The organism is Streptomyces sp. NPDC046881, assembly GCF_040645015.1.
GTDB lineage: Bacteria > Actinomycetota > Actinomycetes > Streptomycetales > Streptomycetaceae > Streptomyces.
In genome coordinates this window covers 13,412-40,308 of sequence record NZ_JBEYXJ010000025.1, presented here as the reverse complement: position 1 = coordinate 40,308, position 26,897 = coordinate 13,412, and the positions used below count along the sequence as shown (strand labels likewise).

At 70.8% G+C, this 26,897-nt stretch carries 23 protein-coding genes and 3 pseudogenes; 14 read left to right on the top strand and 12 right to left on the bottom strand.

Annotation, left to right across the window (positions count from 1 at the left end):
• Positions 1–129: 129 nt before the first annotated feature.
• From ABZ923_RS15135 to ABZ923_RS15120, 4 genes are all read left to right on the top strand, one after another.
• Positions 130–1,224 carry a DUF1996 domain-containing protein gene (locus ABZ923_RS15135; RefSeq protein WP_361471045.1) on the top strand — a complete coding sequence of 365 codons (1,095 nt, stop codon included), beginning with the start codon at positions 130–132 and terminating at the stop codon, positions 1,222–1,224.
• Between the two features lie 12 nt (positions 1,225–1,236).
• Entirely contained in the window at positions 1,237–2,991 is a 1,755-nt protein-coding gene (locus tag ABZ923_RS15130) for a discoidin domain-containing protein (protein ID WP_361471043.1), read from the top strand.
• A 63-nt stretch (positions 2,992–3,054) separates the two neighbouring features.
• Positions 3,055–4,095 carry a LacI family DNA-binding transcriptional regulator gene (locus ABZ923_RS15125; RefSeq protein WP_361471041.1) on the top strand — a complete coding sequence of 347 codons (1,041 nt, stop codon included), beginning with the start codon at positions 3,055–3,057 and terminating at the stop codon, positions 4,093–4,095.
• A gap of 271 nt (positions 4,096–4,366) precedes the next feature.
• The gene (locus tag ABZ923_RS15120) at positions 4,367–5,722 is read left to right on the top strand and encodes a beta-1,3-glucanase family protein (RefSeq protein WP_361471039.1); all 1,356 of its coding nucleotides are present in this window, start codon (positions 4,367–4,369) and stop codon (positions 5,720–5,722) included.
• Between the two features lie 7 nt (positions 5,723–5,729).
• Here the strand turns inward: ABZ923_RS15120 and ABZ923_RS15115 are convergent, their stop codons facing one another.
• From ABZ923_RS15115 to ABZ923_RS15100, 4 genes are all read right to left on the bottom strand, one after another.
• Positions 5,730–6,728 (bottom strand): RimK family alpha-L-glutamate ligase, encoded by a 999-nt coding sequence (locus ABZ923_RS15115; protein WP_361471037.1) that lies wholly within the window; start codon positions 6,726–6,728, stop codon positions 5,730–5,732.
• A gap of 102 nt (positions 6,729–6,830) precedes the next feature.
• Positions 6,831–9,257: a WD40 repeat domain-containing protein gene (locus tag ABZ923_RS15110; RefSeq protein ID WP_361471036.1), complete on the bottom strand. Its 2,427-nt coding sequence runs from the start codon at positions 9,255–9,257 to the stop codon at positions 6,831–6,833.
• A 5-nt stretch (positions 9,258–9,262) separates the two neighbouring features.
• Positions 9,263–9,841 carry a hypothetical protein gene (locus ABZ923_RS15105; RefSeq protein WP_361471034.1) on the bottom strand — a complete coding sequence of 193 codons (579 nt, stop codon included), beginning with the start codon at positions 9,839–9,841 and terminating at the stop codon, positions 9,263–9,265.
• Positions 9,842–10,376: 535 nt separating this feature from the next.
• The gene (locus tag ABZ923_RS15100; RefSeq protein ID WP_361471032.1) at positions 10,377–11,321 is read right to left on the bottom strand and encodes an RNA polymerase sigma-70 factor; all 945 of its coding nucleotides are present in this window, start codon (positions 11,319–11,321) and stop codon (positions 10,377–10,379) included.
• Positions 11,322–11,515: 194 nt separating this feature from the next.
• Here ABZ923_RS15100 and ABZ923_RS15095 point away from each other — a divergent pair, with 194 nt between their 5' ends.
• A complete protein-coding gene (locus ABZ923_RS15095) occupies positions 11,516–11,995 on the top strand; it encodes a carboxymuconolactone decarboxylase family protein (RefSeq protein ID WP_361471030.1) in 480 nt (159 codons plus the stop codon).
• Positions 11,996–12,267: 272 nt separating this feature from the next.
• Positions 12,268–13,962, top strand: coding sequence for a hypothetical protein (locus ABZ923_RS15090; RefSeq protein ID WP_361471119.1), 1,695 nt, complete (start codon positions 12,268–12,270; stop codon positions 13,960–13,962).
• Positions 13,963–14,008: 46 nt separating this feature from the next.
• On the opposite strand, the gene ABZ923_RS15085 is transcribed toward ABZ923_RS15090, so the two are convergent.
• The gene (locus ABZ923_RS15085; RefSeq protein ID WP_361471028.1) at positions 14,009–14,239 is read right to left on the bottom strand and encodes a hypothetical protein; all 231 of its coding nucleotides are present in this window, start codon (positions 14,237–14,239) and stop codon (positions 14,009–14,011) included.
• Between the two features lie 647 nt (positions 14,240–14,886).
• On the opposite strand from ABZ923_RS15085, the gene ABZ923_RS15080 reads away from it, so the two are divergent.
• Complete coding sequence (locus ABZ923_RS15080; RefSeq protein WP_361471027.1) at positions 14,887–15,840, top strand: endonuclease/exonuclease/phosphatase family protein; 954 nt, start codon at positions 14,887–14,889, stop codon at positions 15,838–15,840.
• Between the two features lie 109 nt (positions 15,841–15,949).
• Positions 15,950–16,216 (top strand): annotated as a pseudogene (locus tag ABZ923_RS15075) (M4 family metallopeptidase); the annotation flags it as partial.
• A 66-nt stretch (positions 16,217–16,282) separates the two neighbouring features.
• Here the strand turns inward: ABZ923_RS15075 and ABZ923_RS15070 are convergent.
• The gene (locus tag ABZ923_RS15070) at positions 16,283–16,819 is read right to left on the bottom strand and encodes a GNAT family N-acetyltransferase (protein ID WP_361471025.1); all 537 of its coding nucleotides are present in this window, start codon (positions 16,817–16,819) and stop codon (positions 16,283–16,285) included.
• A 424-nt stretch (positions 16,820–17,243) separates the two neighbouring features.
• On the opposite strand from ABZ923_RS15070, the gene ABZ923_RS15065 reads away from it, so the two are divergent.
• Positions 17,244–18,395 (top strand): glutathione-independent formaldehyde dehydrogenase, encoded by a 1,152-nt coding sequence (locus ABZ923_RS15065; RefSeq protein WP_361471023.1) that lies wholly within the window; start codon positions 17,244–17,246, stop codon positions 18,393–18,395.
• Positions 18,396–18,500: 105 nt separating this feature from the next.
• Here ABZ923_RS15065 and ABZ923_RS15060 read toward each other — a convergent pair whose 3' ends face one another.
• Together ABZ923_RS15060 and ABZ923_RS15055 are read right to left on the bottom strand one after the other, a co-directional pair.
• On the bottom strand, positions 18,501–18,953 hold the full coding sequence (locus ABZ923_RS15060) for an HIT family protein (protein ID WP_361471022.1): 453 nt from the start codon (positions 18,951–18,953) through the stop codon (positions 18,501–18,503).
• 133 nt (positions 18,954–19,086) lie between these two features.
• Positions 19,087–19,338 carry a DUF4242 domain-containing protein gene (locus ABZ923_RS15055; RefSeq protein WP_361471020.1) on the bottom strand — a complete coding sequence of 84 codons (252 nt, stop codon included), beginning with the start codon at positions 19,336–19,338 and terminating at the stop codon, positions 19,087–19,089.
• 128 nt (positions 19,339–19,466) lie between these two features.
• On the opposite strand from ABZ923_RS15055, the gene ABZ923_RS15050 reads away from it, so the two are divergent.
• Positions 19,467–20,483, top strand: coding sequence for an AraC family transcriptional regulator (locus ABZ923_RS15050; protein ID WP_361471018.1), 1,017 nt, complete (start codon positions 19,467–19,469; stop codon positions 20,481–20,483).
• Positions 20,484–20,547: 64 nt separating this feature from the next.
• Here ABZ923_RS15050 and ABZ923_RS15045 read toward each other — a convergent pair whose 3' ends face one another.
• Both ABZ923_RS15045 and ABZ923_RS15040 read right to left on the bottom strand, forming a co-directional pair.
• Entirely contained in the window at positions 20,548–22,944 is a 2,397-nt protein-coding gene (locus ABZ923_RS15045; RefSeq protein WP_361471016.1) for a glycosyl hydrolase family 65 protein, read from the bottom strand.
• Positions 22,941–23,684 carry a beta-phosphoglucomutase family hydrolase gene (locus ABZ923_RS15040; protein WP_361471014.1) on the bottom strand — a complete coding sequence of 248 codons (744 nt, stop codon included), beginning with the start codon at positions 23,682–23,684 and terminating at the stop codon, positions 22,941–22,943. The genes ABZ923_RS15045 and ABZ923_RS15040 overlap by 4 nt, the downstream gene beginning before the upstream one ends.
• A gap of 339 nt (positions 23,685–24,023) precedes the next feature.
• On the opposite strand from ABZ923_RS15040, the gene ABZ923_RS15035 reads away from it, so the two are divergent.
• On the top strand, positions 24,024–24,749 hold the full coding sequence (locus ABZ923_RS15035) for a dienelactone hydrolase family protein (protein WP_361471012.1): 726 nt from the start codon (positions 24,024–24,026) through the stop codon (positions 24,747–24,749).
• 89 nt (positions 24,750–24,838) lie between these two features.
• A complete protein-coding gene (locus tag ABZ923_RS15030; RefSeq protein WP_361471010.1) occupies positions 24,839–25,366 on the top strand; it encodes a DinB family protein in 528 nt (175 codons plus the stop codon).
• A gap of 16 nt (positions 25,367–25,382) precedes the next feature.
• Here ABZ923_RS15030 and ABZ923_RS15025 read toward each other — a convergent pair.
• Positions 25,383–25,556 (bottom strand): annotated as a pseudogene (locus ABZ923_RS15025) (transposase); the annotation flags it as partial.
• Between the two features lie 143 nt (positions 25,557–25,699).
• Entirely contained in the window at positions 25,700–26,233 is a 534-nt protein-coding gene (locus ABZ923_RS15020) for an AAA family ATPase (protein ID WP_361471117.1), read from the bottom strand.
• Positions 26,234–26,269: 36 nt separating this feature from the next.
• Here ABZ923_RS15020 and ABZ923_RS15015 point away from each other — a divergent pair.
• A pseudogene (locus ABZ923_RS15015) lies at positions 26,270–26,479 on the top strand (hypothetical protein); the annotation flags it as partial.
• Positions 26,474–26,782, top strand: a complete 309-nt coding sequence (locus ABZ923_RS15010; RefSeq protein ID WP_361471008.1) for a hypothetical protein — start codon at positions 26,474–26,476, stop codon at positions 26,780–26,782. The pseudogene ABZ923_RS15015 and the gene ABZ923_RS15010, both read left to right, overlap by 6 nt.
• The last annotated feature ends 115 nt before the right edge of the window (positions 26,783–26,897 follow it).

Sequence of the window (26,897 nt, the reverse complement as noted above, 5' to 3'; positions counted from 1 at the left end):
CCTCAACACTCCTCGACGGGAGAGCGCTCTCCCATGCACCGCCCAGCCGCCCGTGGCGTGGGCTCACCTGACGCCATGTCGCCTCGGGACGCGGCCTCTCACACTCCCACCGTTCAGGAGGAGGTCTCCATGTCGCGGAGATCGAAATACCTGTCGGCCACGCTGATCGCCAGCGCACTCCTGCCGGCCTCGGTCGGTCTCGGTGGCGTCGCCACCAGCGCCGGCCCGCCCGCACCACACAGCGCCGCGGCGCAGTCGTTCGCGGCCGCCCACTCCGGTCACGCGATGGCCGCGTCCACCGCCACCTCCCCGGAGGACCCGGACGGCGACGGTTACATCCCGGCGGACCCGCCGGTCACCGGCGTGACACCGTCCACGCAGAACCCGCCCCACCGCTACTTCCACGAGTTCCAGGCCAACTGCTCGGTCACCCACACCAGACCGGACGACCCCATCGTCTACCCGCAGCAGCCCGGCACGTCCCACGACCACACGTTCATGGGCAACACGACGACCGACGCCTCCAGCACGACGGCCTCGCTGGAGGCCGGCGGCACCACCTGCAAGGCTCCCGGTGACCGGTCCGGCTACTGGATGCCCACCCTCTACAACGGCGACCGGCAGGTCCTCCCGGTCGGCCCGCAGGTCATCTACTACAAGGCCGGCGTCACCGACTACACCAGCGTCCGGCCCTTCCCCAAGGGCCTGCGGTTCGTCGTCGGCAGTCCGATGCAGAGCGCCGACGAGTTCCGCCACCACCCCGGCTTCGTCGAGGGCTGGGAGTGCGGCGACAGCTACTTCAACACCGAGTTCCCGGCAACCTGCCCAGGCCGCGCCGACGTCCAGCTCAACATCCGCTTCCAGGCGCCCAGTTGCTGGGACGGCAGGTACCTGGACACGCCCGACCACAAGAGTCACATGGCCTACCCCGTGGTCAAGCCCGGCACGAACGACAACGTCTGCCCGGCCGATCACCCGGTCGCGGTGCCGATGATCGAGTTCAAGATGGCCTTCCCCGTCAACGGAGACATGTCGAAGGTGCGGCTCGCCAGCGGACCGGGCCACAGCTTCCACTACGACTTCTTCAACGCCTGGGACGCCCCCACGCTCAGGGCGCTGGTCGACCACTGCGTCGTCGGCGGGCTCCAGTGCAACGCGCGCGGCTACGACGAGACCCACCCGCAGGCGGGCGCCGCACTCGACGAGCACTATGAACTCCCCTGAGGAGCAACTGCGATGACCCCACGACCCCGCACCCCCACGCGCCGCGCCGCGGCACCCCTCGCCGCCGGCATCCTGGCCGCCGGTGTCCTCACGGCCCTGCCTGCCGCTCAGGCCCAGGCCGCCGGCAGCGTCGTCAAGGTCACCGGCAGCCAGGGCTCCTGGCAGCTGACGGTGGACGGGCGGCCGTACCAGGTCAAGGGCCTGACCTGGGGCCCGAGTGTCGCGGACGCCGAGAGGTACATGCCTGACCTGCAGTCCATGGGCGTCAACACGATCCGCACCTGGGGCACCGACGCCACCAGCAAGCCGCTGTTCGACTCCGCGGCCGCCCACGGCATCAAGGTCGTCGCCGGTTTCTGGCTGCAGCCCGGCGGCGGTCCCGGCAGCGGCGGCTGCGTCGACTACCTGACCGACACCGCCTACAAGAGCCGCATGCTCGACGAGTTCCCCAAGTGGGTCCAGACCTACAAGGACAACCCCGGCGTGCTCATGTGGGACGTCGGCAACGAGTCGGTCCTCGGCCTGCAGAACTGCTACAGCGGCGACGCGCTGGAGAGACAGCGCGACGCCTACACCACTCTCGTCGACGACATCGCCAAGAAGATCCACGCCGTCGACCCCAACCACCCCGTCACGTCCACCGACGCGTGGGTCGGGGCGTGGCCGTACTACAAGAAGAACGCACCCGACCTGGACCTGTACGCGGTGAACTCGTACAACGCGGTCTGTGACCTCAAGTCGGCCTGGGAGCACGGGGGTTACAGCAAGCCCTACATCGTCACCGAGACCGGACCGGCCGGTGAGTGGGAGGTCGCCGACGATGCCAACGGCGTACCGCTCGAACCCTCCGACCGGGCCAAGGCCGACGGCTACACACGCGCCTGGGGCTGCGTCACCGGCCACCAGGGGGTGGCACTCGGCGCCACCATGTTCCACTACGGCACCGAGTACGACTTCGGCGGAATCTGGTTCAACCTGCTGCCCGCGGGCCAGAGGCGCCTGTCGTACTACGCCGTGAAGAAGGCCAACGGCGGCGACACCACGCACGACAACACCCCGCCCGTCATCTCCGACCTGACGGTGGAAGGCGACCCGGGCAAGGTGCAGGCCGGACGTGATCTCGTCCTCTCGGTGAAGGCCACCGACCCCGACGGCGACCGGATCTCCTACGAGGTCCTCGACAACAGCATGTACCTCGACCAGAGCAAGAACCTGACGTCGCTGCCCGCCACCGACCTCGGCGGCGGACGGCTGAGGGTCACCGCACCCGACCGCCCGGGCACCTGGAAGATCTACGTCAAGGCGACCGACGGCCGGGGCAACGTCGGCGTCGAGACCCGCTCGGTCAGAGTCGTCCCGCCCGTGCCGTCCGGCACCGACCTGGCACGGGGCAGACCCGCCACCGCCTCGTCCTATCAGGCGAGTTACGGCGACTGCCCCTGCACCGCCGCCAACGCGGTGGACGGCAACCCCGCCAGCCGCTGGGCCAGCGACTGGAGCGATCCCCAGTGGCTCCAGGTCGACCTCGGTACCCGCACCACGTTCCGGCACGTCCAGCTGTACTGGGAGGCCTCGTACGCGAAGGCGTACGCCATCCAGACCTCCGACGACGGCCGGACCTGGCAGACCGTGCACACCGTCTCCGACGGGAACGGCGGTGTCGACGACTTCGACGTCACCGCTTCAGGTCGGTACGTGCGGATCAACGGCACGGCCCGGGGGACGGGTTGGGGATACTCGCTGTACGAGTTCGGCGTCTACTCCTGACGGCCGGCCGGCCGTCGGAGAGCGCTCTGTTCCGTGACCCGCCAGGTCCGTTAATGTGCCTGCATGCGCAGACGGGCCCCGACGCTGGAGGACGTCGCCCGGGAGGCCGGTGTCTCCCGGGCCACCGTGTCCCGGGTCGTCAACGGCATCCGCAACGTCGATCCGGAGATACGGGAAGTGGTCCGCCGGGCCGTCGAGCGGACGGGTTACGCGCCCAACCGGGCCGCCCGTTCCCTGGTGACCCGGCGGGCCGAGACCGTCGCCCTGGTGGTGTCCGGGGCGGGGGACACCTCGGACGCCGGTCAGAACGCGTTCGCGGCACGGGTGTTCACGGACCCCTTCTTCGGACGCGTGGTCGGCGGTGTCGTCGGCTTCCTGCGCCCCCGCTCCATGCATCCGGTGCTGATGTTCGCCGAGTCCGCCGAGGCCCGGGAGGAGGTGCTGACCTATCTGCGGCAGGGGCGCGCCGACGGCGCCCTCGTGGTCTCCACCCACGCCGACGACCCCTTGCCCGCCCTCCTCGCCGACGCCCGGCTGCCCGCCGTGCTCTTCGCCCGTCCCCCGCGACCGGTTCCGCTCAGTTACGTCGACCTGGCGCACCGGGACGGAGCGCGCCTCGCCGCCGAGCACCTGCTCGCGCGCGGCTGCCGCCGACTCGCCACGATCAGCGGCCCCCTGAACGTGGTGGCCGGCCAGGAACGCCTGGCCGGGTTCCGCGACACCCTCGCCCGTCACGGCCACCCCTGCGTCCCCCTCGCCGAGGGCGGCTTCACCCTCGACAGCGGCATCGCGGCCATGTCGGATCTGCTCGACCGCCACCCCGACACGGACGGCGTGTTCGCGGCCAACGACCTCATGGCCCAAGGCGTCTGCCAGGTGCTGCGCGAGCGCGGCCGGCGGGTGCCCGAAGACATCGCGGTCGTCGGCTTCGACGACTCCGGCATCGCCCTCACCTGCCGCCCCCGACTGACCACCGTCCGCCAGCCGGTCGAGGAGATGGCGGCGGAGATGGCCCGCCTGCTCGACGAGCACATCCACGGCGCCCGCTCCGAGGCGACGTCGGTCGTCTTCGAACCCGAGCTGGTGGTCCGCGAGTCGGCGTAGCGGCACGGTCGGGCCCCTCCGGGATGCGTCAAGGGATGGACGAACAGGCCGGCATCGAGCCGCTCCGGCACTCGGAAGCCGAATGCGCCGGACGCGCCGCGTGCGCCACCGGTGCCGGGATCAGGGCCGTGTCGTCTGCAGACCGCAGATCCCACTGATTTCGGCTTCAGTTGTTGACGGCGGACACCGGTAGGACTACAACCCGAGAGAGCGCTCTCACATCTGCTGTTGCTCCATCCCCACCCATGCCGACCGGCTTGAGGAGACCCGCATGCAGAGCCCCGCCGGCGCATCCACCCGCAGACCACCACTCGGCGTCGCCCGCTCGCGCGCGGCTCTCGGCCTGGTCGTCGCCCTGATCGCCGCCTGCCTCGCAGTCCTGGCACCGTCACCCGCGCATGCCGCCGACCAGTTGCTGTCCCAGGGCAGGCCCACCACCGCCTCCTCGACCGAGAACGACTCCCTCCCCGCGAGCGCGGCGGTCGACGGCAACGCAGGCACCCGCTGGTCCTCCGCCTTCGCCGACCCGCAATGGCTGCGGGTCGACCTCGGGTCCGTCCAGCAGCTCAGCCGCGTCACCCTCGACTGGGAGGCGGCCTACGCCACCGCCTTCCAGATCCAGACCTCCACCGACGCCACCACCTGGACCACCATCCACTCCACCACCACCGCCACCGGCGGAACCCAGAACATCGCCCTCACCGGCAGCGGACGCTACGTCCGCCTCTACGGCACCGCGCGGGGCACCCCGTACGGCTACTCGCTGTGGGAGTTCCGGGTCTACGGCCCCGGCGGCACCACCCCGCCGGACGACTTCTGGGGCAGCACCAGCGACATCCCGCCGGCGAGCAACGCCGTCGAGGTGAAGGTCCTCAACCGCACCAACGGCAAGTACCCCGACAGCCAGGTGTACTGGAGCTTCAACGGGCAGGTGCACTCCATCGCCGAGCAGCCCTACCTCGACATGCCGGCCAACTCCGCGGGGCGCATGTACTTCCACCTCGGTTCGCCCGACAGCCCGTACTACGACTTCATCGAGTTCACCGTCGGCGGCAACGTCTTCAACGGCAACACCACCCGGGTCGACGCCTTCGGCCTCAAGCTGGCCATGCGCCTGCACACCAGGGACGGTTACGACGTCGAGGTCGGCGAGAACCGGCAGACCTTCGCCGAGGACCGCGCCACCACCTTCCAGCGCTTCACCGACGCCGTCCCCGACCAGTTCAAGGTGCTGGCCCGGACCCAGGCCCCCTACCGGATCATCGCGCCCGGCAGCGACCCGAGCTTCCGCGCGGGCGGCGTCAACGCGAACTACTACACGGCCTACGCCCAGTCCGTGGGCGTGAATGCCGCCACCTCCGACATCTTCGGCTGCGCCGCCTCCCTGGCGGGCAACCCCGACATGTGTGCCGCCCTCAACCGCCACGTCGCCACGCTGCCGGCCGCCCAGCAGTCCGACCCGGCCCAGTTCTACAAGGCGGCGCCGGGGAACTACTACGCCAAGTTCTGGCACGGCAACGCCATCAACGGCCTCGCCTACGGCTTCCCCTACGACGACGTGGCGGGCCGGTCCTCCTTCATCTCCCACGCCGACCCGCAATGGCTCCTGGTCGCCGTCGGCTGGTAGCCGATGGTCAGTTCGGCCCAGCGGGGCGTCGCCCAGGGGTGGCCGGGGCCCCTGCCGGAGCGGGCGCGCGGCCGGTCGCCCGTGCGTGGGTGGCCAGCTGCCGGGTGATGCAGGCGGTGATGGCGGGGGCCACCTGTGTCATGTCCGGGCGCCAGCCGGGGACGGCGTTGACCTCGCAGATGGTGTAGGTGTCGGGCGAGGTGAACAGCAGGTCCACACCGGCGATGTGCAGGCCGAGAGCGCGGGCGGCGCGCACCGCCAGGTGTTCCGCCTCGGGGTGCCGGCCGGTGCACGCGGTGGCGGTGCCGCCGTTGGCGATGTTCGCGGCCAGCGCGGTGTGGCGGGAGGTGTGCACCACGGCGCCCACGGGTTCGCCGTCGACGACGATGACGCGCAGGGTGCGGCCGTGCGAGTGGGCGATGTGCTGCTGGAAGAGGAAGGGTGTCTCCCGGGTGAGGCTGCCGGCCACGTCGTGCAGCAGCTGGGGGCCGGGCGCGAGGAACACCTGTGCGCCTTTGGCCCCGTTGACGGATTTCACCACGCACGGGGTGGTCAGGTCGGGGCTGCGGACCACGCCTTCGAGCGGGGCGGTGGCGTAGGAGAGGGTGTCGGGTACGGGCAGGCCCGCCAGGGCGAGTTCCTGCAGCTGCCAGATCTTGTTGCGGGCCTTGAGCTGGGCGTCCAAAGAGTTGACGAGGGTGGCGCCCATGCGTTCGAGGTGGCGGAGCAGGGTGATCTCACGGTCGTTGTCCATGGGACCGGCGACCTGGCGCACGCACACGACTTCGGGCGGCGTCAGGGCGGCGCCACCCAGGGTGTGGAGAGTCAGCCGGCCGTCGCGGATGCCGATGAGGAGTTCGTCGGTGTGCCACAGGGCGAAGCGGGGGCCGTGAGCCGCGGCCAGTGCCGTGGCGAGTTCCTGGGTGGAGCGGCGCAGGACGGCGGGGCGGTGGCGCACCAGCATCCACACGTCGGCGGGAGGTGGCGCGGGGTGCTGGTCGGTCACGGTGGCTCCTCACCTGATGTGTCGCCCGTCGGCTGCCGACTCGGTGTCGCAGTTGTCGGGGGTGGTGTCTTGCGGTCGTCGGAAGATGTCGTGCGGGCCGGGTCAGTCGCAGGAGGGGCGGTACGCCAGGTGGGGGAAGAGGGTCTTCCACTGGGTTGCGGGGACGCTGACCGGGTGGGCGCGGCACAGGTCGTGGTAGATGCGGTCGCTGTCGAGGCCGAGGAGGAACGTCCATCTGTCGTCGTCGACTCTGCCGACGACGGCCATGCGGGAGTTGTCGCCGGGCAGGACCTGCATGTCGGAGACGCCGGTCAGGCTGGTCTCGGCGGGGGTGCGCCATCGCCCGTCCGGTTCGGTGGCCCAGATCCGGAACTCCTCGGTGGCGGAAAACAGTTGGCCGTCGACGGACATGCCCGTCACGACGTGCCGTCCGTCCGGGGTCACCGTCATCGACCGGACGGCGTGGTCGAGGCGCAGGGTTTCGGAGCGCCTGGGGTGGTCGACGTCGCTGATGTCCCAGAACAGGATCGTGCCGTCGCGTAGTACGGTGGCCAAGCGGCCCCGGGCGACGGGGTAGTAGCCCATTGAAGTGGCGTGCAGCCGCCGGCCCTTGACCGGATCGTCGCGGTCGCGGACGTTCCACAGCTGGAGGGTCTCCCCGGGACTGTCCACGATGAGGACGTGCTGGGGGCCCAGGTAGCCCGCTCCCCCACCGTCGGCCCCCCAGGGGATGGAGCCGGCCTTGCGGGGGTGGCGGGGGTCGGTGAGGTCCCACAGGCGCAGGTCCCGGCGGTCGGCGTGGCTCTCGGTGGTGAAAAGGGTGTGGTCGTCGAGGAACCAGGGCTGGTGGTGCTGCAGGTCGGTGAAGGCGTCGATCACGGAGCGCCTGACGGGGTGGTGCACGTCTTCGACGTCCCACAGCTCCAGACGGCGGCTGCCCGCGGCACCGACGGCGAAGAGGCGGCCGTCGGCGGCGACGGCGGTGACCGCGTCGGTGGCGGTGAAGGGGATGTCGCGCCCGTGCCGGGGTCGGCCGGCCGTGAACTCCCAGAAACGGAAAAGATGTTCGCTGGACCCGTTCTTCCACCAGTGGGACACCAGCACGGGCGTTTTCCGGTCGGGCAGGAAGTAGCGGGCCTCCCACTCCTGGGGCAGGGTGAAGGCCAGGCGGGGACTGGCGGGGTCGGTGAGGTCCCACACCCGGTGGAGTGGGGTGTCCTCGTCGGTGGTGGCCTCGGTCAGGAGGTAGCGGCCGTCGGGGCTGACGGCCTTGGTCCCGGGGTCGGTGTCGGAGATCGCGCCGGGTACCGCCGGGGCGAGCGGACGCTCGGGCCACAGCCGTACCGATCCGCCCATGTCACCGGCCGCGATGGTGGTGCCGTCGGGGCTGTAGGCGACGGCCTGGACCGGTTCGCCGGCGGGTCTGTCGCCGAGTTCGGACAGGCTGTCGTAGAGGGCGGATTCCTTCTGCCCGACCTTGCGCAGGAGCATCCTGGGGCTGGTGTCGCCGCTGTCGGCGCCGGCGAGCACGGCGCCGTCGGGACGGAACGCCAGGGAGGGAATGCCGGCGTCGAAGCCGACCACGCCCCAGATGGACGGGTAGGAGCTTTTCTGTTCCGGTTGGATAGGGCGCAGCCGCCGGCCGTCCTCGATCCTCCACCAGGTGATGGTTCCGGCGGTTCCGGTGGCCACGGCGAGGTCTCTGCGGGGGTGGGCGGCGACGGCCATGACGGTGTCGGTGGTGGCGGTGTCGCGCAAGCGGGGGCGGGCGGGGTCGGTGACGTCGAACAGCCTGATCTCGGCGTGTCCGGAGGTGTGGTTCTCCGTGTTGCCGTTGCCGGTCAGCAGGTGGCGCCCGTCGCGGGTGAAGGCGACCGAGGCCACGGCAGTGTCGCGGGCGGTGACGGCGGCGTCGTAAGCGGGTCGGGGCCGGTGGGGATCGGTCATGTCCCACAGGCGCAGCCGGCCGTGCTCGGTGCCGGCGGCGAGCGCGGTGCCGTCCGGGCTGAAGGCGAGGGAGTACGCCGTCTGGTCACCCGTGGTGTGTTCGGCGACGGTGCGGGGGTGGTCGGGGTCGGTGGTGTCCCACACCAGCAGACGGCCCGGAGTCTGGGCGGCGAGCAGGCGGGTGCGGGGCCGGAAGGCGATGGCGGCGGCGGAGCCGGGCTGGAGGGCGGCGGCCTTGCGGGGGACGGTGGCGGCCGTGGCCAGATACAGCTTGCCCGCCGGGCCGAGCAGTCCGTGGCCTACGAAGCAGAACACCAGGGCTCCGCCGTGGGACTGGGCGATGGCCTCCTCCAGCGGGCCGAGGATGTCGGCGGCCGAAGGGGGATCGGTGACCAGTCGGACGTGCTCGGCGGGCATGCCGCAGGCCGAGGTGAGGGCGTCGGCCAGTGCGCCGGCCGTGTGCAGCGCGCTGGGCAGGTCGGCCAGGTGTGCGCCCCGGGTGTGGTGGCCCGTGCCGACGACGAGCGCCCGGCAGGCGCTGCCCGCGAGGTCTCGGGGGTCCGCTCCGTGTGCGTCCGCCATGCGGGTCAGAGTCTTTCGCCGGGAGTGTCCGCCGGGGGTGGGGCCGGGTGGGGTGAGCTGGTGTGGTGGGGGCTGTTCGGGGTGGCGGGCTGGGTCTGGCTGGCGGGGGTGGCGGGCTGGTGAGGGGTGGTGGGCTGGGCCTGACTGCCCGGGGCGGGCTGGTGAGGGCTGGCCGGGGTGGCCGGCTGGGGGGTGTCGTCCGGGGTGCGGCCGGATTCCTCGATCGCCGCCGCGATGCGCTGCGCCAGATCGCCGGTGGCCTGCGCGGTCAGGCCGCGGACCTTGGTGGAGGCGACCGTGATCTGCGTCTGGTCGGGCAGCGTGATCGTGACGGTCTGGTCGCCGCGCCGGTTCTGCAGCCAGGCCACGACGGCCGCCGCCAGCGCGGCGGTCAGCCCGCCCGGGGCCAGCAGCAAGGTCAGCAACTCCGCCGCCCCGCCCATGGTGCCGGGCGGCGGCGGGGCCGCCGGTTGCCGCACCAGGCGGTCCCGCAGCCGTGGGTCACGCTTCAGCCACTGGTGCAGATCACTCGTGGCCGCTACCCCACCGCCGTGGGCATCGCTCGAGGAGACGGTGACCTTCACATACCCTCCGGGGCTGGCGCGACGTGTGAGCCAGGCTGACATTATCCGCGCCAACACTCCTTCCGGGACGGAGAAGTCCGGACAAGCACGGATCACTTGCCCGGGGGTGGGCACAGTCCTCGGCAGGGCGCGGGCCGGATCATCTGCCTGTGTGTCGTACGTGCGTGTAGGGGGCCTGGGCGTGGATGTGTGCGTGGAGAGGCCGGGAACGTGCCGAGGCTGCGGCGGGGCGAGCGCGTACGGATGGCCGCCCCCCGGGTCCTGACAGATCACTCGGACGGGTGATGGGGCAACCAGGGGGAAGACCGGGTGCGACTGCGACCTCGGCAGCCACGCCGGCCGGTGACGGCAGGGCGTCGTGCCGGGTGATCCGGCTCATGCCAGGGTCAAGCCGGTCCTCAGGCGGCGGGTGATGCGCCGACGGCGCGGCCCTGCCGCTGTGGTCCGCGGACGGCCGAGTCCACTGCGCGCGGGCCCCGGCCACGTCCGCGTCCCAGGTCGGAATCGCCGCGGGCTCCCGGCTCGGCGGTATCGCTCAACCCGGCGTTCGTACTCCGCGGCTCACGGTGGTCTCGCGGTCGATGCGGGACAGCTTCTCGGGATTGCGTACGGCGTAGAGGCCCGTGATGAGGCCGCCGTCGATGCGCACCGCCAGGACGGTGTCGATCCTGCCGTCCAGCCGGAGAATGAGCGCCGGGTAGCCATTGACCTGTGTCGTCTGCAGCGACACGGCGGCGTCGATCCTGCCCAGCACGAGGGCCACCCGGTCGGCGCCCACGACGGGCGCCAGCGCGGCCCGCACGGTTCCGCCACCGTCCGTCAGCAGGACGACGTCTGGCGCGATCATGTCGAGCAGGCGCTGCAGATCGCCCGTCTCGACCGCCCGTTGGAACGCCTCCAGCACCCCGCGGGTCTCGGCGGGAGAGACGACCTCGCGCGGCCGGCGCGCGGCGACATGTGCGCGTGCCCGGTGCGCGATCTGGCGGACCGCGGCGGGGCTCTTGCCGACGGCTTCCGCGATCTCGTCGTATTCCAGATCGAACACCTCACGCAGCACGAACACCGCCCGCTCGGTCGGGGTGAGCGTCTCCAGCACCAGCAGCATCGCCATCGAGACGCTGTCGGCCAGTTCGACGTCCTCGGCGACGTCGGGCGCGGTCAGCAGCGGCTCGGGCAGCCAGGGGCCGACGTAGGACTCCTTGCGCCGACGCAGCGTGCGCAGTCGGCTGAGGGCCTGCCGGGTGGTGATCCGGACCAGGTAGGCACGATGGTCCCGCACGGTGCGGAGATCGACGCCCGCCCAGCGCAGCCATGTCTCCTGGAGGACGTCCTCGGCGTCGGCGGCCGAGCCGAGCATCTCGTAGGCGACGGTGAACAGCAGGTTGCGATGGGCGACGAACACCTCGGTAGCGGAGTCCACGTGGTCGTCACGAGCGGGCGGCTCCCCTGTGTTCCCTGACCGCCTGCTGCGCTCGCTCATGGCCGGCTCCCACCGTTCGCTCTCGATCGTGTCACGCACAGGACGCCGCCCCCGACCGCCTTGTGACACCCACGATCGGTGGCCCACGTCACATCCCCGCGCTGTCACAAGGCACCGGCGGCCGGCATCCCGTGTTCGTCAGGACGCCGCGAACGATCCGCGCGGCCCGCAACTCCGCGAGTGAGGACGAGATCATGGAACCCCGTTTCAACCTGTTCGACAGCCCGACCGCCGCGGTGATCGCCAAGCGGTTCTACAACGCCTCGTTGCCCCTGGAACAGTCGACGCTGCCGAAGACCCTGAGGGAGCTGGTGGAGCTGCGGGTCGGCCAGATCAACGGCTGTGGTTTCTGTGTCGACATCCACACCAAGGAGGCCGCGGCCGCCGGTGAAACCGCGCTCCGGCTCAACCTGGTCGCCGCCTGGCGCCATTCCACCGTGTTCACCGAGGCCGAGCGGGCCGCGCTGGCGCTCGCCGAAGAGGGCACCCGGCTCGGCGAGCAGGGCGTGTCCGACCAGACCTGGGCCGAGGTGCGCAAGCACTTCGACGACGACCAGGTCGGTGCGCTCGTCTGCCTGGTCGCCCTGATCAACGCGGCCACCCGGATGAACGTGATCGTGCACAACCCGGGGGGTTCGTACGAGCCCGGCATGTTCGCCGGTCTGTCGAGCTGATCGGCAGACGCGTGCGGCCCGGCCCGGACTCGTTCGTTCCGGGTCGGGCCCACGCGTGTCCGGCGCGGACGGGAGACAGTGGGGCGGGCCGCGGCGGTAGGGGGAGCGGGGGCCGCGAGGCGGCATCTGTCCGGCCGCCACTCCCCCGGGGGGTTTCCTTCCTGAGTGGGCGGTATCCGTGGTGTCTTCGCTAGGGTCGTAGTACCAGGCCGCCGCCCCCGTGCCCTGGCAGGTCACCGGGGCGGGTGGTGGGCAGCGGTGAGGAGTTCCGGGTGCGCTACTACGACCTCGGCAGCCACGGCCGACCGGTGACGACGACGTCGTCGGAGGCACAGACGTGGTTCGACCGCGGGCTGAACTGGACGTACGGCTTCCACCACGAGGAGGCCGTCCGCTGTTTCGAGGCGGCCGCGGTGGCGGATCCCGCCTGTGCGATGGCCGAGTGGGGCATCGCCTATGCACTGGGCCCGAACTACAACAAGCCCTGGGAGTTCTTCGACGAGCAGGAGCTGGGGCGGACGGCGGAGCGGGCGCATGCCGCCGTACAGCGCGCGCAGGCGAAGGCGGCCGGCGCCACTGCCGTGGAACAGGCCCTCATCGGCGCGCTGGCGGCCCGCTATCCACGGGCCGAGGCCCCGGAGGCCGACGACTGCCCGGTGTGGAACGCGGCCTACGCCGACAGCATGCGGGCCGTGCGGCAGCTGGCCGGTGACGACCTGGACGTCGTGGCCCTGTACGCCGACGCACTGATGAACCTCACCCCCTGGCAGCTGTGGGACATCCGCACCGGCAGCCCGGCTGCGGGGGCCCGTACGGTGGAGGCCCGAGCGGTGCTGGAACAGGCGCTGGCCACCGCGGCGGGCGGGCGGCACCCGGGTCTGCTGCACCTGTACATCCACCTGATGGAGATGTCCCCCACCCCGGAAGCCGCGCTGTGGGCCGGTGACCGGCTGCGCGGACTGGTGCCGGATGCGGGACACCTGCAGCACATGCCCTCGCACCTGGAGGTGCTGTGCGGTGACTACCGGCGGGTGGTCAGCGACAACAGCGCGGCGATCGCGGCGGACGAGAAGGTCCGTGCCCGGGGCGGGGCGATGAACTTCTACACCCTCTACCGGTGCCACAACTACCACTTCAAGATCTACGGTGCGATGTTCCTGGGCCGTTTCCAGGACGCGATCGAGGCGGCCCGGCAGCTGGAGGAGGCGGTGCCCGAGGATCTGCTGCGGCTGCCCAGCCCGCCCATGGCGGACTGGCTGGAGGGCTTCCTGGCGATGCGGGTGCACGTGCTGATCCGCTTCGGCCGCTGGGAGGACGTCCTGCGCCTCGCACTGCCCGCCGATGCACAGCTGTACTGCGTGAGCACGGCGATGCTGCACTACGCGCGGGGGATCGCGCTGGCGGCCACGGGCCGGGTCGGCGAGGCCGAGGCCGAACGCGTCCTGTTCGAGGAGGCCGCCGCCCGGGTGCCGCAGACCCGGATGCTCTTCAACAACACCTGTCGGGACATCCTGGCGATCGCCGGGCAGATGCTGGACGGGGAGCTGGAGTACCGCAGGGGCAGGTACGATGCGGCGTTCGCGGCGCTGCGGCGTTCGATCGAGCTGGACGACACCCTTCCCTACGACGAGCCGTGGGGGTGGATGCAGCCCACCCGGCACGCGTACGGTGCACTGCTCCTCGAACAGGGTCTGGTGGAGCAGGCCGAGGCGATCTACCGCGCCGACCTCGGTCTGGACGACACGCTGCCGCGGCCGCTGCAGCACCCGGGCAACGTCTGGGCGTTGCACGGCCTGCACGAATGCCTCCTGCGGCTCGGCAAGGAGATGGAGGCCCGGCTCGTGGCCCATCAGTTGAAGTTCGCCGCGGCGGTGACGGACGTGGAGGTGGAGGCGTCGTGCTTCTGCCGGCTGCAGACCGCCGGGCACTCGGGGCCGGCGGGTGGGTGCTGCGCCGGGGAGCACTGACGGTGGTCGTCGACCCGGCGGGGACGTAATGATCGTGCCGGCCCGGTCAGGGCGTGAAGGTGGAGATCACGAACTGGACACGCCGGTTCTGCGCACGCTGTGCTTCGCTGGTCGGGACCGGGTTCACCAGAGCCGCGGCCTCGCAGGGCGCGAGGACGATGTCGAAGTTCGTCGCCTCCTCCACGCTCGCCGGAGGGCTCTGCCCAGCGGCGGTGAGCTCGGCGGTGATCTGCTCGAAAACCCAGGTGCCGACGCTGGTGGCCCGCTTGTCGCTCACGTCGAGCTCCTGCGCTAGACGCTGCTCGGCGCTCAGCCCCGCGGCTGCCCGTCGGCCGTCAGCAGGCGCAGCGTGACACTCTGCCCGGGCGGCAGCACCGGGACAGTTCCTGGAGCGGTGCCTGACCCGACGTCACCGGCCTTGTGGACACCGGTGGCAGCGGCAGTGGTCGCCCCGCTTCCCGCCTCCGGATCCGCCCGCGGGCGAGACCAGAGGGTCCAGGCCGCCCGGCCAACTGCGGGGTCAGGGACGCCATGTACGAACAGCGAGCCAAGGGTCCGTCGGCCGTCCGCGGCCACCGGCTGGAGCACTGCACCGGCAGCGGCCACCCACCTGCGCCCGCCACGGGGCGCCGGCCGTGCGCCAGTCCGCCGTGCACCGGTACGCCCTCCCCTGCCGTGCCGACCGCGCGGCGCCGGCCCTCCCTGGACGCAGGGCACCGCGAGGTGTCCGGGCACGGGGTGCCCTGCGTTTGCCAGGCGGGGTGGGCGGCAGGAGACTGTTGATGTCAGCGTGGTCCTGCCACCGGAAAACGGGGCCGGCAAGGACCGACGCTTCTCCCGGCTGCCGCCGCCACCCGTGCACCCCGTGCACTCCCCTGCTGCGACGGGGCCGTACCTGACGTCCCGGTCTTTTCGGGAGGGCCCGTGACAACGTTGCGCCTGGCCACGTTCAACGTCGAGAACCTCTTCGCCCGCTGGCGGTTCAAGGAAGGCCTGGACCCTGCGACCGCCAACTCACGCGGCTGGATCGTCGACCAGACCTGCTTCGAGGAACTCGGTATGGACGACAAGGCCATCACCGGAGCCGCGGTACGCGAGATCGCAGCCGACGTACTGTGCCTCGAGGAAGTGGAGAACGTCGACACCCTCAAGCATTTCCGTGCCCAGGCGTTGGGCGGACGGTCCGAGTATCCCTACGTCGCCGGAGTGGACGGCAACGACCCGCGGCTGATCGACGTCGCCGTGCTCTCCAAGCTGCCGATCACACGGATCCGCTCCCACCAGCACCTCATGGACCCGGCGAGCCCGACCGAGCCGCTGTTCTCCCGTGACTGCCTGGAAGTGGACATCGAAGTCGGCCAGGAAACGGGGCCGGGCGGGACGACGTCCGTCACGCTCTTCGTCAATCACTTCAAGTCCATGCGCGGCGGACGCTCCCAGACCCGGGGCAAACGCGAGCGGCAGGCCCAGAAGGTGCTGGACATCGTCACCGACCGCTTCGGGCACCAGGCGCCGGGAGACCACCCGTTCGTGGTCCTGGGCGATCTGAACGACTATCTGGAACCCGACGGCGACGGCGGCTCGGGCATCGTCCAGCTCGTCACCTGGGACCAGGTCGAGAACGTGATCGCCCGCCTGCCCCAGGACGAGCGGTGGACCCACTACTGGGACGGCGGTGACGAATACCGGCAGCTGGACTATCTCCTGCCCTCCGCGTCACTGGCCCGCGCGGCGCCCGACACACTGCCGGAGGTCTTCCGCAAGGGGATGCCACTGCGCGCCGTCAAGTACACCGGCCCCCGCTTCCCCGGCGTGGGACCGAACAAGCCCAAGGCATCGGACCACTGCCCCGTCGTCTTCGACCTCAACCTGCCGTAGTCGACCGCATGACAGCACACCGACCCGCACCCGCACCCGCACCCGCACCCGCACCCGCACCCGAGCGACCAGCCCTTCGCGGCCGTTCCCCTCACCCGGGAGGTGTCCCGCGCTCAACGAATCCATCTCGGACGTCTTCGGAACGCTGGTCAAACAATGGTCGGCCCACCAGAGCGCCGAGTCCGCGGACTGGCTGATCGGAGCCGAGGTCTTCACCCCCGGCATCGACGCCGACGCCCTGCGCTCCCTCAAAGCCCCCGGGGAAGCCTACGACAACGCCGAGTTCGGCAAGGATCCCCAACCCGGCCACATGAGCAAGTACGTCAACCTGCCCAACACCGAACGAGGTGACTACGGCGGAGTCCACATCAACAGTACGAGCCGCGGGCGGGGCAGGCCCGCCGCGTGTCCGGGAGCCTGCACTCCTGCTCGATGGGACCCGTCACATAGGGAGCGAGAAGAGTCGTACCGGCCCCGAGGGCCAGCGGGCGTCATCGCGCAGGGGCGTCACCATGGTCCGCAGCGGCATGATCACCAGGCGGTCCTCGGGCTGTTCGACGAGTACGTCATCGTCGAGCGGGTGCCATCCCAGGCGCTGGTAGAGCGGCACGAGGGGAGGACGGCAGAACAGGAGTGCGTGGTGAGGACCCAGCGTTCGGGCGTGCTCCAGCGCGGTGGTGACGACAAGCCGTGCCAGCCCCTGGCCTTGCATGCCGGGTGCTACGGCCACCCCGCCGACGCCCACCACCTCTGTCTCGGTGTCACCGACAGCGATGGGTAGTCGCAGCAGACCGGCGTGTGCCACGAGCCGGCCGTCGTGCTTGATGCCGAAGTGCTCTTCCTTCGGCAGCCAGGTCAGACCGGCCCAGGCGACACCGAAGGGATCGTCACCGCTGCCCAGGATCTCCTCCTGGTCCGCCTTCGTGTACTGGGCCAGCCGCACCACAGTTGGTGCCGGAGAGGATTGGTTCTCAGACATTCCCCCATGATGATCTGTCCGCTCCGAGCACGAGCTGCCCGGGTGCGGGCGCACGGGGCGTGGCAGGGGCTGACGCCAGTAGAAACCGGCGGGGCGACGCTTGGAGACGCACCCAGCCGGGCTGACCGATCGATCTCAGCCCGGCACGCCCAGTCGGCGACCGACCGTGCACAGGCGACCGCGAAGGGTACCCGTGCCAGCCTGGCAGGCACCACGGCTCCCGGCCGGGCAGCCCCTCGCACCGGTCCTCGCCGAGTGCTCGCCGCGGCGGGTTGCAGCCTGTGACCTGCGGGCGTTTGCTGGAAGTACCGGCGGTGAAGCGAGCGCACAGGCCACGGCACGGTCCCTCGGGACCCCACCCCGGACCCCCGCAGCGGTCGGCCCTCGCAGCCGCCCCCCAGCACTCGACGCGGAGGTGACACAGGTGAAAGCCGTTGTCTACGAAAGGCCCTTCAGCGTCACGGTGAAGGACGTCGACGACCCGCAGATCCAGCACCCCAACGACGTGCTCGTACGGGTGACGTCCACTGCGATCTGTGGCTCCGACCTGCACATGTACGAAGGACGCACCGCAGCCGAGGCCGGCATCGTCTTCGGCCACGAGAACCTCGGCATCGTCGAGGAAGTCGGCAGCGGCGTGACCTCCCTGTCCAAGGGCGACCGCGTCGTCATGCCCTTCAACGTCGCCTGCGGATTCTGCAAGAACTGCCTCGCCGGGAACACAGGCTTCTGCCTGACGGTGAACCCCGGCTTCGCCGGCGGCGCCTACGGCTACGTCGCCATGGGCCCCTTCACCGGCGGCCAGGCCGAACGCCTACGCGTTCCCTACGCCGACTTCAACTGCCTGAAACTCCCACCCGGCGAAGAGTTCGAAACCGACTTCGTCCTCCTCGCCGACATCTTCCCCACCGGCTACCACGGATGCGAACTCGCCGGGGTCTCCCCCGGTGAAAGCGTCGCCGTCTTCGGTGCCGGCCCCGTCGGCCTCATGGCCGCCTACTCCGCACTCCTGCGCGGCGCGGCGAAGGTCTTCTCCGTCGACCGAGTCCCCGAACGACTCGCCAAAGCAGAGGAAATCGGAGCCATCCCCATCGACTTCACCCAGGGCGACCCAGCCCAGCAGATCAAGGAACAGACCAACGGCGAAGGAACCGACAAGGGCGTCGACGCCGTCGGCTACCAGGCGCAAGCACACGATGCCAGCCACGAAGAGCCCGCCGTCGTCCTCAACACCCTCGTCGAAACCGTACGGCCCACCGGCAAGCTCGGCGTCCCCGGCCTCTACGTCCCCGCCGACCCCGGCGGCCCCGACGAACACGCCAAGCACGGCCAACTTCTCGTCTCCATCGGCAGGATGTTCGAGAAGGGCCAGCAGATGGGCACCGGCCAGTGCAACGTCAAGCGGTACAACCGTCAGCTGCGCGATATGATCATCTCCGGGCGCGCCAAGCCCAGTTTCGTGGTCTCCCACGAACTGCCGCTGGAGGAGGCACCCCAGGCGTATGAGAAGTTCGACAAGCGCATCGAGGGCTACACCAAGGTCGTACTCCACCCCGGCCATGCCCTTGCCGCGTAAGACCAGGTAGACCAGGTAGCAGGGGGCGGGGATCGTACCCACGGCACCCGCCCCCTTGACCGCAGCCTCTGCCGGGCGGTCGCGCCCGGGGTCGCGCCCTGGCTGTCAGGGGCGGTATCCGCTGCGCGCCAAGCCTGTCCTGATCCGTGCGGCATCGTCGTCCAGGTCCGCTCGGGACCTTTCCTGCCACCTGACCTCCAGACGGAACCGGTCGTCCGCGGTGCGGGGAAAGACGTGGAAATGAAGGTGGAAGACCGTCTGGTCGGCTGCCTCGCCATCGGCGAGGAACACGTTCACTCCCTCACACGGCAGCCCCGAGCGCCGCAGCCCCCGCACCAGAAGGTGGACGACCCGGAACAGGTGGGCCGCCAAGGTCTCGTCGATGTCCTCAAGGCCTGCCGCGTGCGCCGTGGGAATGACCAGGAGGTCGCCGGGCGCGGCCGGGTGGATGTCCATGAAGGCCAAGACCTGCGGGTCCTCGTACACACGGCTGGCGCGCACACGGCCGGAGACGATGCCGCAGAAGGTGCAGGTCGGGTCCGTGGCGAACCATCCCATAGCGCCAGCATGAGGCATCTGCTCGTCTTCCGCCCCAGCCGCCGGCCGACCGCCCCGCCCGTGACCGGTCGTCCGAGCGCCCCGGGGCCGGGTCTCACCACACGGTCCCGCGGACCGTGGTCCGACGTGTCGTTCAGGCGCCCTCCTCGACGGGGAAGATGTCGTCGGCGAGCAGGCCGTGCGCCTCCTGGTGCACGGCGGTGGCGGCCTGCGCGGAGGGAGCCTCGATGAGGCAGAAGACCTTTCCCTGCGGTTCGTTCACCCAGTACCGCAGGTAGCGGACCCCGAACCTGCCCTGCGTCTGCAGGTCCGCCTGGTGAGCCTTGGCCGCGTCTTCCGCGGTGACGCCCCCGCTGATCGTGTGGACGTCGAGGAACAGCGCCATGGTCCTTCCCTTCGTGACGGGCACCCTTGGCGGTGCCAGAATCGATACTCGTGAGGCCAGGCGGGATGAGCCATGACCGCAGGACCGGGGCTCCTAGCCGCGACCCCGCGGATGGTTCCGGTCGGGCGGTGACGGGATCGGCAGCGGCGCGGGACCGACTGGACGCGGCTCTCCAGGGGCTGCGGCTCGACGGAGCGATCTTCTTCCGGGCCGAGTTCACGGAGGGATGGGCCTACCGGTCCCCGACGACCGAGCAGCTGGTACGGATCCTCCGACCGGCCGCGAAACGCCTGATCGTTTTCCACATCGTCGCCGGTGGAACCTGCTGGGTCCGGCTACCTGACGGTGAGCGCGTGTGGGCCCGGGAGGGCGACGTCGTCGTCGTGCCCTACGGCGAGCAGCACGCGATGGGCGGAGCCGAGGCGGCGCGGGAGGTTCCCATCCTGGAGCTGCTCGATCCGCCTCCGTGGCGGACCCTGCCGGTGCTTCGTCACGGTGCCGGCGGGGCACGGACGGACATCGTGTGCGGCTATCTGCACTGCGACCATCCGCTGTTCAACCCCGCCCTCCAGGCGCTGCCACGGATCTTCGTCGTACGGCCGCCCGAGGGACCCACGGCGGCGTGGATCCGCTCCAGCATCGATTTCGCTCTGGCGGCCGGTTCGGCGGCACCGGGCCCCGAGCGGACGGCGACGCGGCTTCCGGAACTGGTGTTGCTGGAAACCCTGCGACTGCACCTGGCCACCGCGCCGGCGATCGACACCGGGTGGCTGGCGGCGCTCGCGGATCCGGTCCTCGCTCCGGTGCTGGCGCGCCTGCACGCCGCACCGGAGCACCGCTGGACCGTTCGACAGCTCGCCGAGACGGTGGCGGTGTCCCGTTCCGTGCTGGACGAGCGGTTCCGCCAGGTGCTCGGGCGGGCACCGATGCGCTACCTGACCGACTGGCGGATGCACCTGGCCGAGAACCTGCTCGCGACGACCGGGCATTCGGTAGCCGCCGTCGCTCATCGTGTCGGGTACGACTCGGAGGAGGCGTTCAGCCGGGCGTTCAAACGCGTCCACGCCGTCGCTCCCGGCGTCTGGCGATCGGCGACGACGGGCGGGGGGCGGCGGGACGTGAAGCGGTACGGCACCGCCCCGTAGTGCTTCGTCACGTGCGGTGATTCCACCTGCCGCCGGATTCCGCCTGCCGCCGGCCCCGTGGCCCCTAGTCCTGTGTCCCCGCCTGCTGATCCTCCCCGGTGAGCAGGCCCGCCGGGTGGCGGCCCGGTGGCTGCTGCGGCTCGGGGCGTGCGGTCGGGGGGTGCATCGGCCGGTCCAGTGGGGCGTCGGTGGTCAGGGTCACCGGTTCCCCGTGGTGCCGTACGACGAGTGGTTCGCCTTCCACCAGCCGGTAACGCGTTCGGGACGGGCCGATGTCCACCTTCAGCCTGCGGCCGCGGACCAGCACGGTGAACGCGACCCTGGACAGTGCTTCCGGCAGGCGCGGTGCGAACGCGAGCAGGTCGGGTCTGCCGTCTTCGCCGACGTACCGGCGCAGGCCGCCGAAACCCGCGACCAGGGCGATCCAGGTGCCGGCGAGGGAGGCGATGTGCAGCCCGTCGCGGGTGTTGTGCTCCAGGTCGTCGAGGTCCATCAGCGCGGCCTCGCCGAGGTAGGCGTAGGCCAGACGGAGGTGGCCGGTCTCGGCGGCGAGCACTGCCTGGCAGCACGCGGACAGGGAGGAGTCGCGGACGGTGAGCGCTTCGTAGTAGGCGAAGTTGCGCGCTTTCTGGTCCTCGGAGAAGAGGTGCGGGCACTCCATCATCGCCAGCACCAGATCGGCCTGCTTCACCACCTGTTTCCGGTAGAGGTCGAAGTAGGGGTAGTGGAGCAGCAGCGGATAGTTCTCGGGTGGGGTCGCCTCGAAGTCCCAGCGCTGGAGGGTCGTGAACCCGGCGGACTGTTCGTGTACACCGAGGGACTCGTTGTACGGCACCGCCATGCGGGTCGCGGCGTCCCGCCACACCGCGGTCTCCTCGTCGTCGACACCGAGTTCCGCGGCCCGGTCCGGATAGCGCGCGGCCGCGTCCGCGGCGGCCAGTAGGTTCTGCCGGGCCAGCAGGTTGGTGTACAGGTTGTCGCGGCCGATGGCGCTGTACTCGTCGGGTCCGGTCACCCCGTCGATGTGGAAGACGCCTTCCGCGTCGTGGTGTCCGAGGGAACGCCACAGCCGTGCGGTGTCCACGAGGAGATCGAGACCCTCACGGCGCTCGAAGTCCTCGTCGCCGGTCACCATGACGTACCGGACGACGGCCATGGCGATGTCGGCGTTGATGTGGAAGGCGGCCGTGCCGGCGGGCCAGTAGGCGGAGCTCTCGGCGCCGTCGATCGTCCGCCAGGGGAACGCCGCTCCGGACAGGCCCAGCTGGCTCGCGCGTTCCCGGGCCGCCGGCAGCATCCGGTGCCGCCATCTGAGTGCCGACGCGACGGCTTCGGGCGCGGTGAACGTCAGGACGGGCAGCACGTACGACTCGGTGTCCCAGAAGGAGTGCCCGTCGTACCCGGTCCCGGTCAGGCCCTTCGCGGGGATGGCCCGGTTCTCGTTGCGGACCGCCGCCTGGAGCACGTGGAAGAGAGCGAACCGCACCGCTTGCTGGATCTGCGCGTCCCCCTCGACCTCGACGTCCGCGCCGGCCCAGAAGCGGTCCAGGTACGCCCGTTGCGCGGCGAGCAGCCCGTCCCACCCCGTGCTGACCGCGGCTGCCACCGCTCCGTCCACCTGGTCGTGCACGGCGGGGAGCGAACGCTGCCCCGACCAGCCGTAGGCCACGAACTTGACCAGGCGCAGCGGCTGCCCGGGGACCAGGTCCGCGGTCACCGTCAGACGGCTGACGTCGGGCTCGCTCTGTGCCGTCCAGCGTGTGCTCTCGGGGCCCTCGACGAGATGGTCGGCCGCTGCCGCCACCCGCAGTGCGCTGTTGGCGGTGCAGTGCACGAGCCGCAGGCGGGTGTCCTGGGCGAAGTACTCCTCGGCGACCAGCGGGGATTCGATCGCCGCGGCCACCCGCGGGTCCCCGTGCAGACGGGGCAGTTGCGCGTTGGCGACCAGCTCGGACTGTACGGCCACCGTGGCCGGTCCGTCGGTCGGCTCGACCTCGTAGACGATCGCGGCCACCGCGCGCTGGGTGAAGGACACGAGCCGCTGTGACGTGATCCGGACGGTGCGGCCGCCGGGCGTCGTCCACTGGGCCGTGCGGCTGAGGACGCCGGTGCGGAAGTCCAGAACGCGTTCGTGCGCGTTCAGCCGGCCGTACCTCAGGTCGCACGGGTGGTCGTCCACGAGCAGACGGATGACCTTGCCGTCCGTGACGTTGATCATCGTCTGGCCGGACTCGGGATACCCGTAGCCCGCTTCCGCATAGGGCAGCGGGTGGCGCTCGTAGACGCCGTTGAGGTAGGCGCCGGGGAGGCCGTGCGGCTCGCCCTCGTCCAGGTTGCCGCGCCAGCCGATGTGTCCGTTGGACAGCGCGAACACCGATTCGCTCTGGGCGAGCACGTCCAGGTTCAGCTCGGTCTCGCGCAGGCACCACGGCTCGACCGTGTAGCTGGGATGGGTGATCACCGCGGCTCCAGAAGCTCGGCCAGGTCCCGTACGACGATGTCCGCTCCGTGCGCGCGCAGCTGGTCCGCCTGTCCCACCCGGTCGACACCCACGACCACACCGAACCGGCCCGCCCGCCCGGCCTCGACACCGGCGAGGGCGTCTTCGAACACGGCGGCCTCGCCCGGTTCGACGCCCAGGCTGCGGGCCCCCTCGAGGTAGGTGTCCGGGGCGGGCTTGCCGCGCAGACGGCGTTCGTGCGCCACGACTCCGTCGATCCGTTCCTCCAGCAGGTCCTCGATGCCGGCCGCGGCCAGGACGTCCCGGCAGTTCGCGCTGGACGACACCACCGCGCGGCGCAGGCCTGCCTCCCGCGCCGCGTGCAGGAAGCGGACCGAGCCCTCGTAGGGTTCCACCCCTTCCTCGCGGATCCGCCGGAGCACCAGGGCGTTCTTGCGGTTGCCGAGCCCGTTCACCGTCTCCGCCTCCGGCGGGTCGTCCGGTGTTCCCTCGGGCAGGTGCACCCCGCGTGCGGCGAGGAAGGTGCGTACGCCGTCCTCGCGGGGCCGCCCGTCGACGTACTCGTCGTAGTCGTCCACCGCGTCGAAGGGGCGGAACTCGGTCCCCTCGCGTGCCGCGCGCTCGCGGAGATAGCCGTCGAACATCTCCTTCCAGGCGGCCGCGTGCACCTTCGCGGTCTGGGTGAGGACCCCGTCGAGGTCGAACAGACACGCACGGACATGAACAGGAAGCCCCAGCATGCCGCCGAGGCTAGATCGCGCCCGCAACCGCTCCTGTCAGGCCGTCGCCCGGCACACCGGAAGACACCCGCACGGTCGAAGGGCGAGAGGTCCCGCCGACGGAGGGGTCGCTCGCCGGGTGCGCCCCGGCCCGCTTGGTGTAATGCCGGATGATGGTGAGCGCCGTTGATCGGCGCGGCTCGGTGTGTCACCACGACTGCCGAAGGCTCCGCTCCCGTAGAGCCCCGGATCAAAGCGCTCTCAGGCCCGCGAAGGGCTTAGCGCCGGATTTCGTGCTGCCTTCTGCCGGCGGCAGAACACCGGCCCGACCGGGCTCGACGATCACTACAGTCCAGGCTCATGACGACGGTTACCACGCGCACGATCGAATACGCGGCCGACGGCCTGACGATGATCGGGCATCTCGCGCTCCCGGCCGGTGCCGACCGCCGGCCCGCGGTCTTGGTCGGGCCCGAGGGGATGGGGCTCAGCGATGTCGAGCGCCGCCGGGCCGATGTGCTCGCCGAGCTGGGATACGTGGCCCTGGCCTTCGACCTCCACGGCGGGCGCTATCTGGACGACCCTGAGGAGATGTTGGCCCGTTGCATGCCGCTGCTCGCCGACCCCGACCGGATGCGAGGCATCGGCCACGCGGCGCTCGACGTGCTTCGCGCCGAGCCGCGGACCGACCCGGACCGGATCGCCGCCGTCGGCTACGGCACCGGGGGCGCAATCGCGCTCGAACTCGGGCGCGACGGCGTCGACCTGCGCGCGATCGCGACAGTGAACGGACTGATCACGGGCCGACCAGGCGAGACGGCGCGCATTCACTGCCCGGTGTGGGCCGGGGTCGGGTCGGAAGACCCGATCATGCCGCCCGCGCAACGGGACGCATTCACTGCCGAGATGCAGGCTGCGGGCGTCGACTGGCGCCTCGTGGTCTACGGCGGCGCCTTGCACGCCTTCCATCACCCACCGGTCGACCACATCGTGCGTCCTGGGGTCGGTTTTCACCCTCAGCACGCGCAGCGAGCTTGGCGGGACGTCGTCGACCTGCTCGCCGAGTGCCTGCCCATAACGGAGTGACCTGGTCGGCAACCACGATCCCGGACCGCAGACCAAGCCGGTCGCGTGCCGGACGCCGCTGCGCTGAGCTGGTCGGCCAGGGTAGGCCCATGACATGGATAGCGCCGCAGATTGAGCGCACTACACGGATCGGTGATCTGGTCACGGTTCCTGAGCGTCAGATGCTGGAAGGCTGGCTCAATTGGCACCGCGAGACCTTGCTGGCCAAATGCGCAGGGCTGGAGCCGACTCAACTGGCGCGAACCACCGTGGAACCGTCGAACCTCACCCTGCTGGGCCTGGTCCGTCACATGGCGGAGGTAGAGAGGTCGTGGTTCCGGCGGCGCTTCGCAGGTGAGGCCATCGGGAATGTCTTCACTGACCCCGGAGACGGCGATGAGGGCATTGCGGGAGTCAACGCGGTGAACGCGGAACGGGACTTCGAGCGGTTCCGGGCCGAGGTTGCCTGGTGCGAGGCGGCAGCAGCCGGACATGATCTCGACGAGACGTTCACCTCCTCGAACGGCACCGCCCTCAGTTTGCGCTGGCTTTACGTGCAGATGATCCAGGAGTACGCCCGCCACAACGGACACGCCGACTTCCTGCGAGAGCGCACGGACGGAAAAACTGGCGACTGAGCTGGCGTTTCCAACTGCGGTTCTTCGAGCCGGATGGTCTGCCAGGGCCGGGCCGGATGGGTTTCGGTGCACTGGCTGGGGAGCCGGTCTTCGCGCGCAGTTTCCTGAACCCCCTGCGGACGCGGGCAGGTGTCTGCCTGTTCGGTTCCGCCGGCCTCTCCCAGGGGCGCCGGAGGTCGGCGGCCAGCGGTGATCACGGGAGGCCTGGTCCTTCCGCACAGTCTGCTGCCGGGGCGGTACGACGTGGCCGGCGTCCTGTGGCCGGTGGCTGGAGAGGGCTTCGGGCGTCCGTCTCGGCGATGCCGGCCAGGTGCTGTCGCAGGGGTGCCCCGGTCAGCGGTCCAGTGCGGGCAGCCGGGCCAGGCCGGTGTCGAGCATGATGCGGTCGATGGTCGCGTGCAGGGCGCTGTCGGCGCCGATGATGGTCTCGATGCCGCCGGGCAGTAGATCGAGCGGCCGGTACCAGTCTCGTAGCTGCGTCTCGTCGACGTCGTCGGCGATCGGCTTGGTGGCGTGCCGGGCGAGGGTTTCGTCGAACGGGACGTCCAGGTAGTAGGCGTGGGTCGGTCCGCGGTGGTCGGCGCGCAGTTGGGCGAGCATGTCGCCGTAGCGGTCGGCGTACAGGATGCCTTCCACCACGACGTGATAGCCGGCGTCCAGGGCGTAGCGGGCCGTCAGGTCGATCAGGCCGATGTTCGCCGCTCCGGGCCGGTCGCGCTCGCGCAGCACGGTGCGGCGGATGTTGTCCTGGCCGACCAGGGCCAGTCCGCGGCCGAACCTCTCACGGAGGCCGACCGCGACGGACGACTTGCCTGAGGCGCTGTTCCCGCGCAGCACGACCAGCCGGGTTTCCTCGGTTCCCACCATCACGGGGGTCACGCTATCGACCGCCGGCGACAGGTCGAGCGGACGCTGTCCATCCATGGCGCCCGCACCCGTCGCCGCGAGGGGTTCCACTGGGCGGCCGTCCTGGCCGAGTTCGCCCTCGGCACCGCCGCAGGCGATCTCACCGCCACCGCCGGCCTCGGCCACCTGGGCTCGGTCGTCTTCTTCGCGGCCGCGATCTGTGCGCCGGCCCTGGCCCACCGCTGGGCCGCCCTGAACGCGGTGGCGGGCCCTTACCGGCGCACCCTGCTGGGCGGTGACTTCGACACCCAGCCCTGGGACACCGCCATCGGCCCGGTGTGGGCAGAGCGTCCGGCCTACCGGGACGTCGATCCGTACTGCGGCAAGAGCCACCACCGGTGGTGCAACGGAACCCAGGAGGGCACGGGCAAGAAGTTCGACTACCTGCTGCACCAGGGCATCAACTCGCGGGCCTGCTACCCGCATAACACCCGCAACGAGGACCACCGCGTGGTGGTCAGTGATGTGACCGCTTCGGCGCCGTCGACGGCCACCTGCCGGTTCGTGTAAGCGGTCGTCGCCGGACCTCGGAGCCGGTGGCTCACGGTACGGCGGTCCGGAAAGCGGCCACCGCGGCCGGGCAGGACTCTCCTGCCCGGCCTTTCCGTCGCCCGGGACGGGGTGC

What these genes read in the sequence shown, in the direction of transcription:
- ABZ923_RS15110 (WP_361471036.1), bottom strand. Translation starts at nt 9,257, where the DNA reads ATGGCGGACGCACACGGAGCGGACCCCCGAGACCTCGCGGGCAGCGCC.
- ABZ923_RS15135 (WP_361471045.1), top strand. Translation starts at nt 130, where the DNA reads ATGTCGCGGAGATCGAAATACCTGTCGGCCACGCTGATCGCCAGCGCA.
- ABZ923_RS15125 (WP_361471041.1), top strand. Translation starts at nt 3,055, where the DNA reads ATGCGCAGACGGGCCCCGACGCTGGAGGACGTCGCCCGGGAGGCCGGT.
- ABZ923_RS15055 (WP_361471020.1), bottom strand. Translation starts at nt 19,338, where the DNA reads ATGGCGCTGTTCCTCGACGTCCACACGATCAGCGGGGGCGTCACCGCG.
- ABZ923_RS15120 (WP_361471039.1), top strand. Translation starts at nt 4,367, where the DNA reads ATGCAGAGCCCCGCCGGCGCATCCACCCGCAGACCACCACTCGGCGTC.
- ABZ923_RS15030 (WP_361471010.1), top strand. Translation starts at nt 24,839, where the DNA reads ATGACATGGATAGCGCCGCAGATTGAGCGCACTACACGGATCGGTGAT.
- ABZ923_RS15035 (WP_361471012.1), top strand. Translation starts at nt 24,024, where the DNA reads ATGACGACGGTTACCACGCGCACGATCGAATACGCGGCCGACGGCCTG.
- ABZ923_RS15130 (WP_361471043.1), top strand. Translation starts at nt 1,237, where the DNA reads ATGACCCCACGACCCCGCACCCCCACGCGCCGCGCCGCGGCACCCCTC.
- ABZ923_RS15070 (WP_361471025.1), bottom strand. Translation starts at nt 16,819, where the DNA reads ATGTCTGAGAACCAATCCTCTCCGGCACCAACTGTGGTGCGGCTGGCC.
- ABZ923_RS15040 (WP_361471014.1), bottom strand. Translation starts at nt 23,684, where the DNA reads ATGCTGGGGCTTCCTGTTCATGTCCGTGCGTGTCTGTTCGACCTCGAC.
- ABZ923_RS15095 (WP_361471030.1), top strand. Translation starts at nt 11,516, where the DNA reads ATGGAACCCCGTTTCAACCTGTTCGACAGCCCGACCGCCGCGGTGATC.
- ABZ923_RS15060 (WP_361471022.1), bottom strand. Translation starts at nt 18,953, where the DNA reads ATGGGATGGTTCGCCACGGACCCGACCTGCACCTTCTGCGGCATCGTC.
- ABZ923_RS15020 (WP_361471117.1), bottom strand. Translation starts at nt 26,233, where the DNA reads ATGGTGGGAACCGAGGAAACCCGGCTGGTCGTGCTGCGCGGGAACAGC.
- ABZ923_RS15100 (WP_361471032.1), bottom strand. Translation starts at nt 11,321, where the DNA reads ATGAGCGAGCGCAGCAGGCGGTCAGGGAACACAGGGGAGCCGCCCGCT.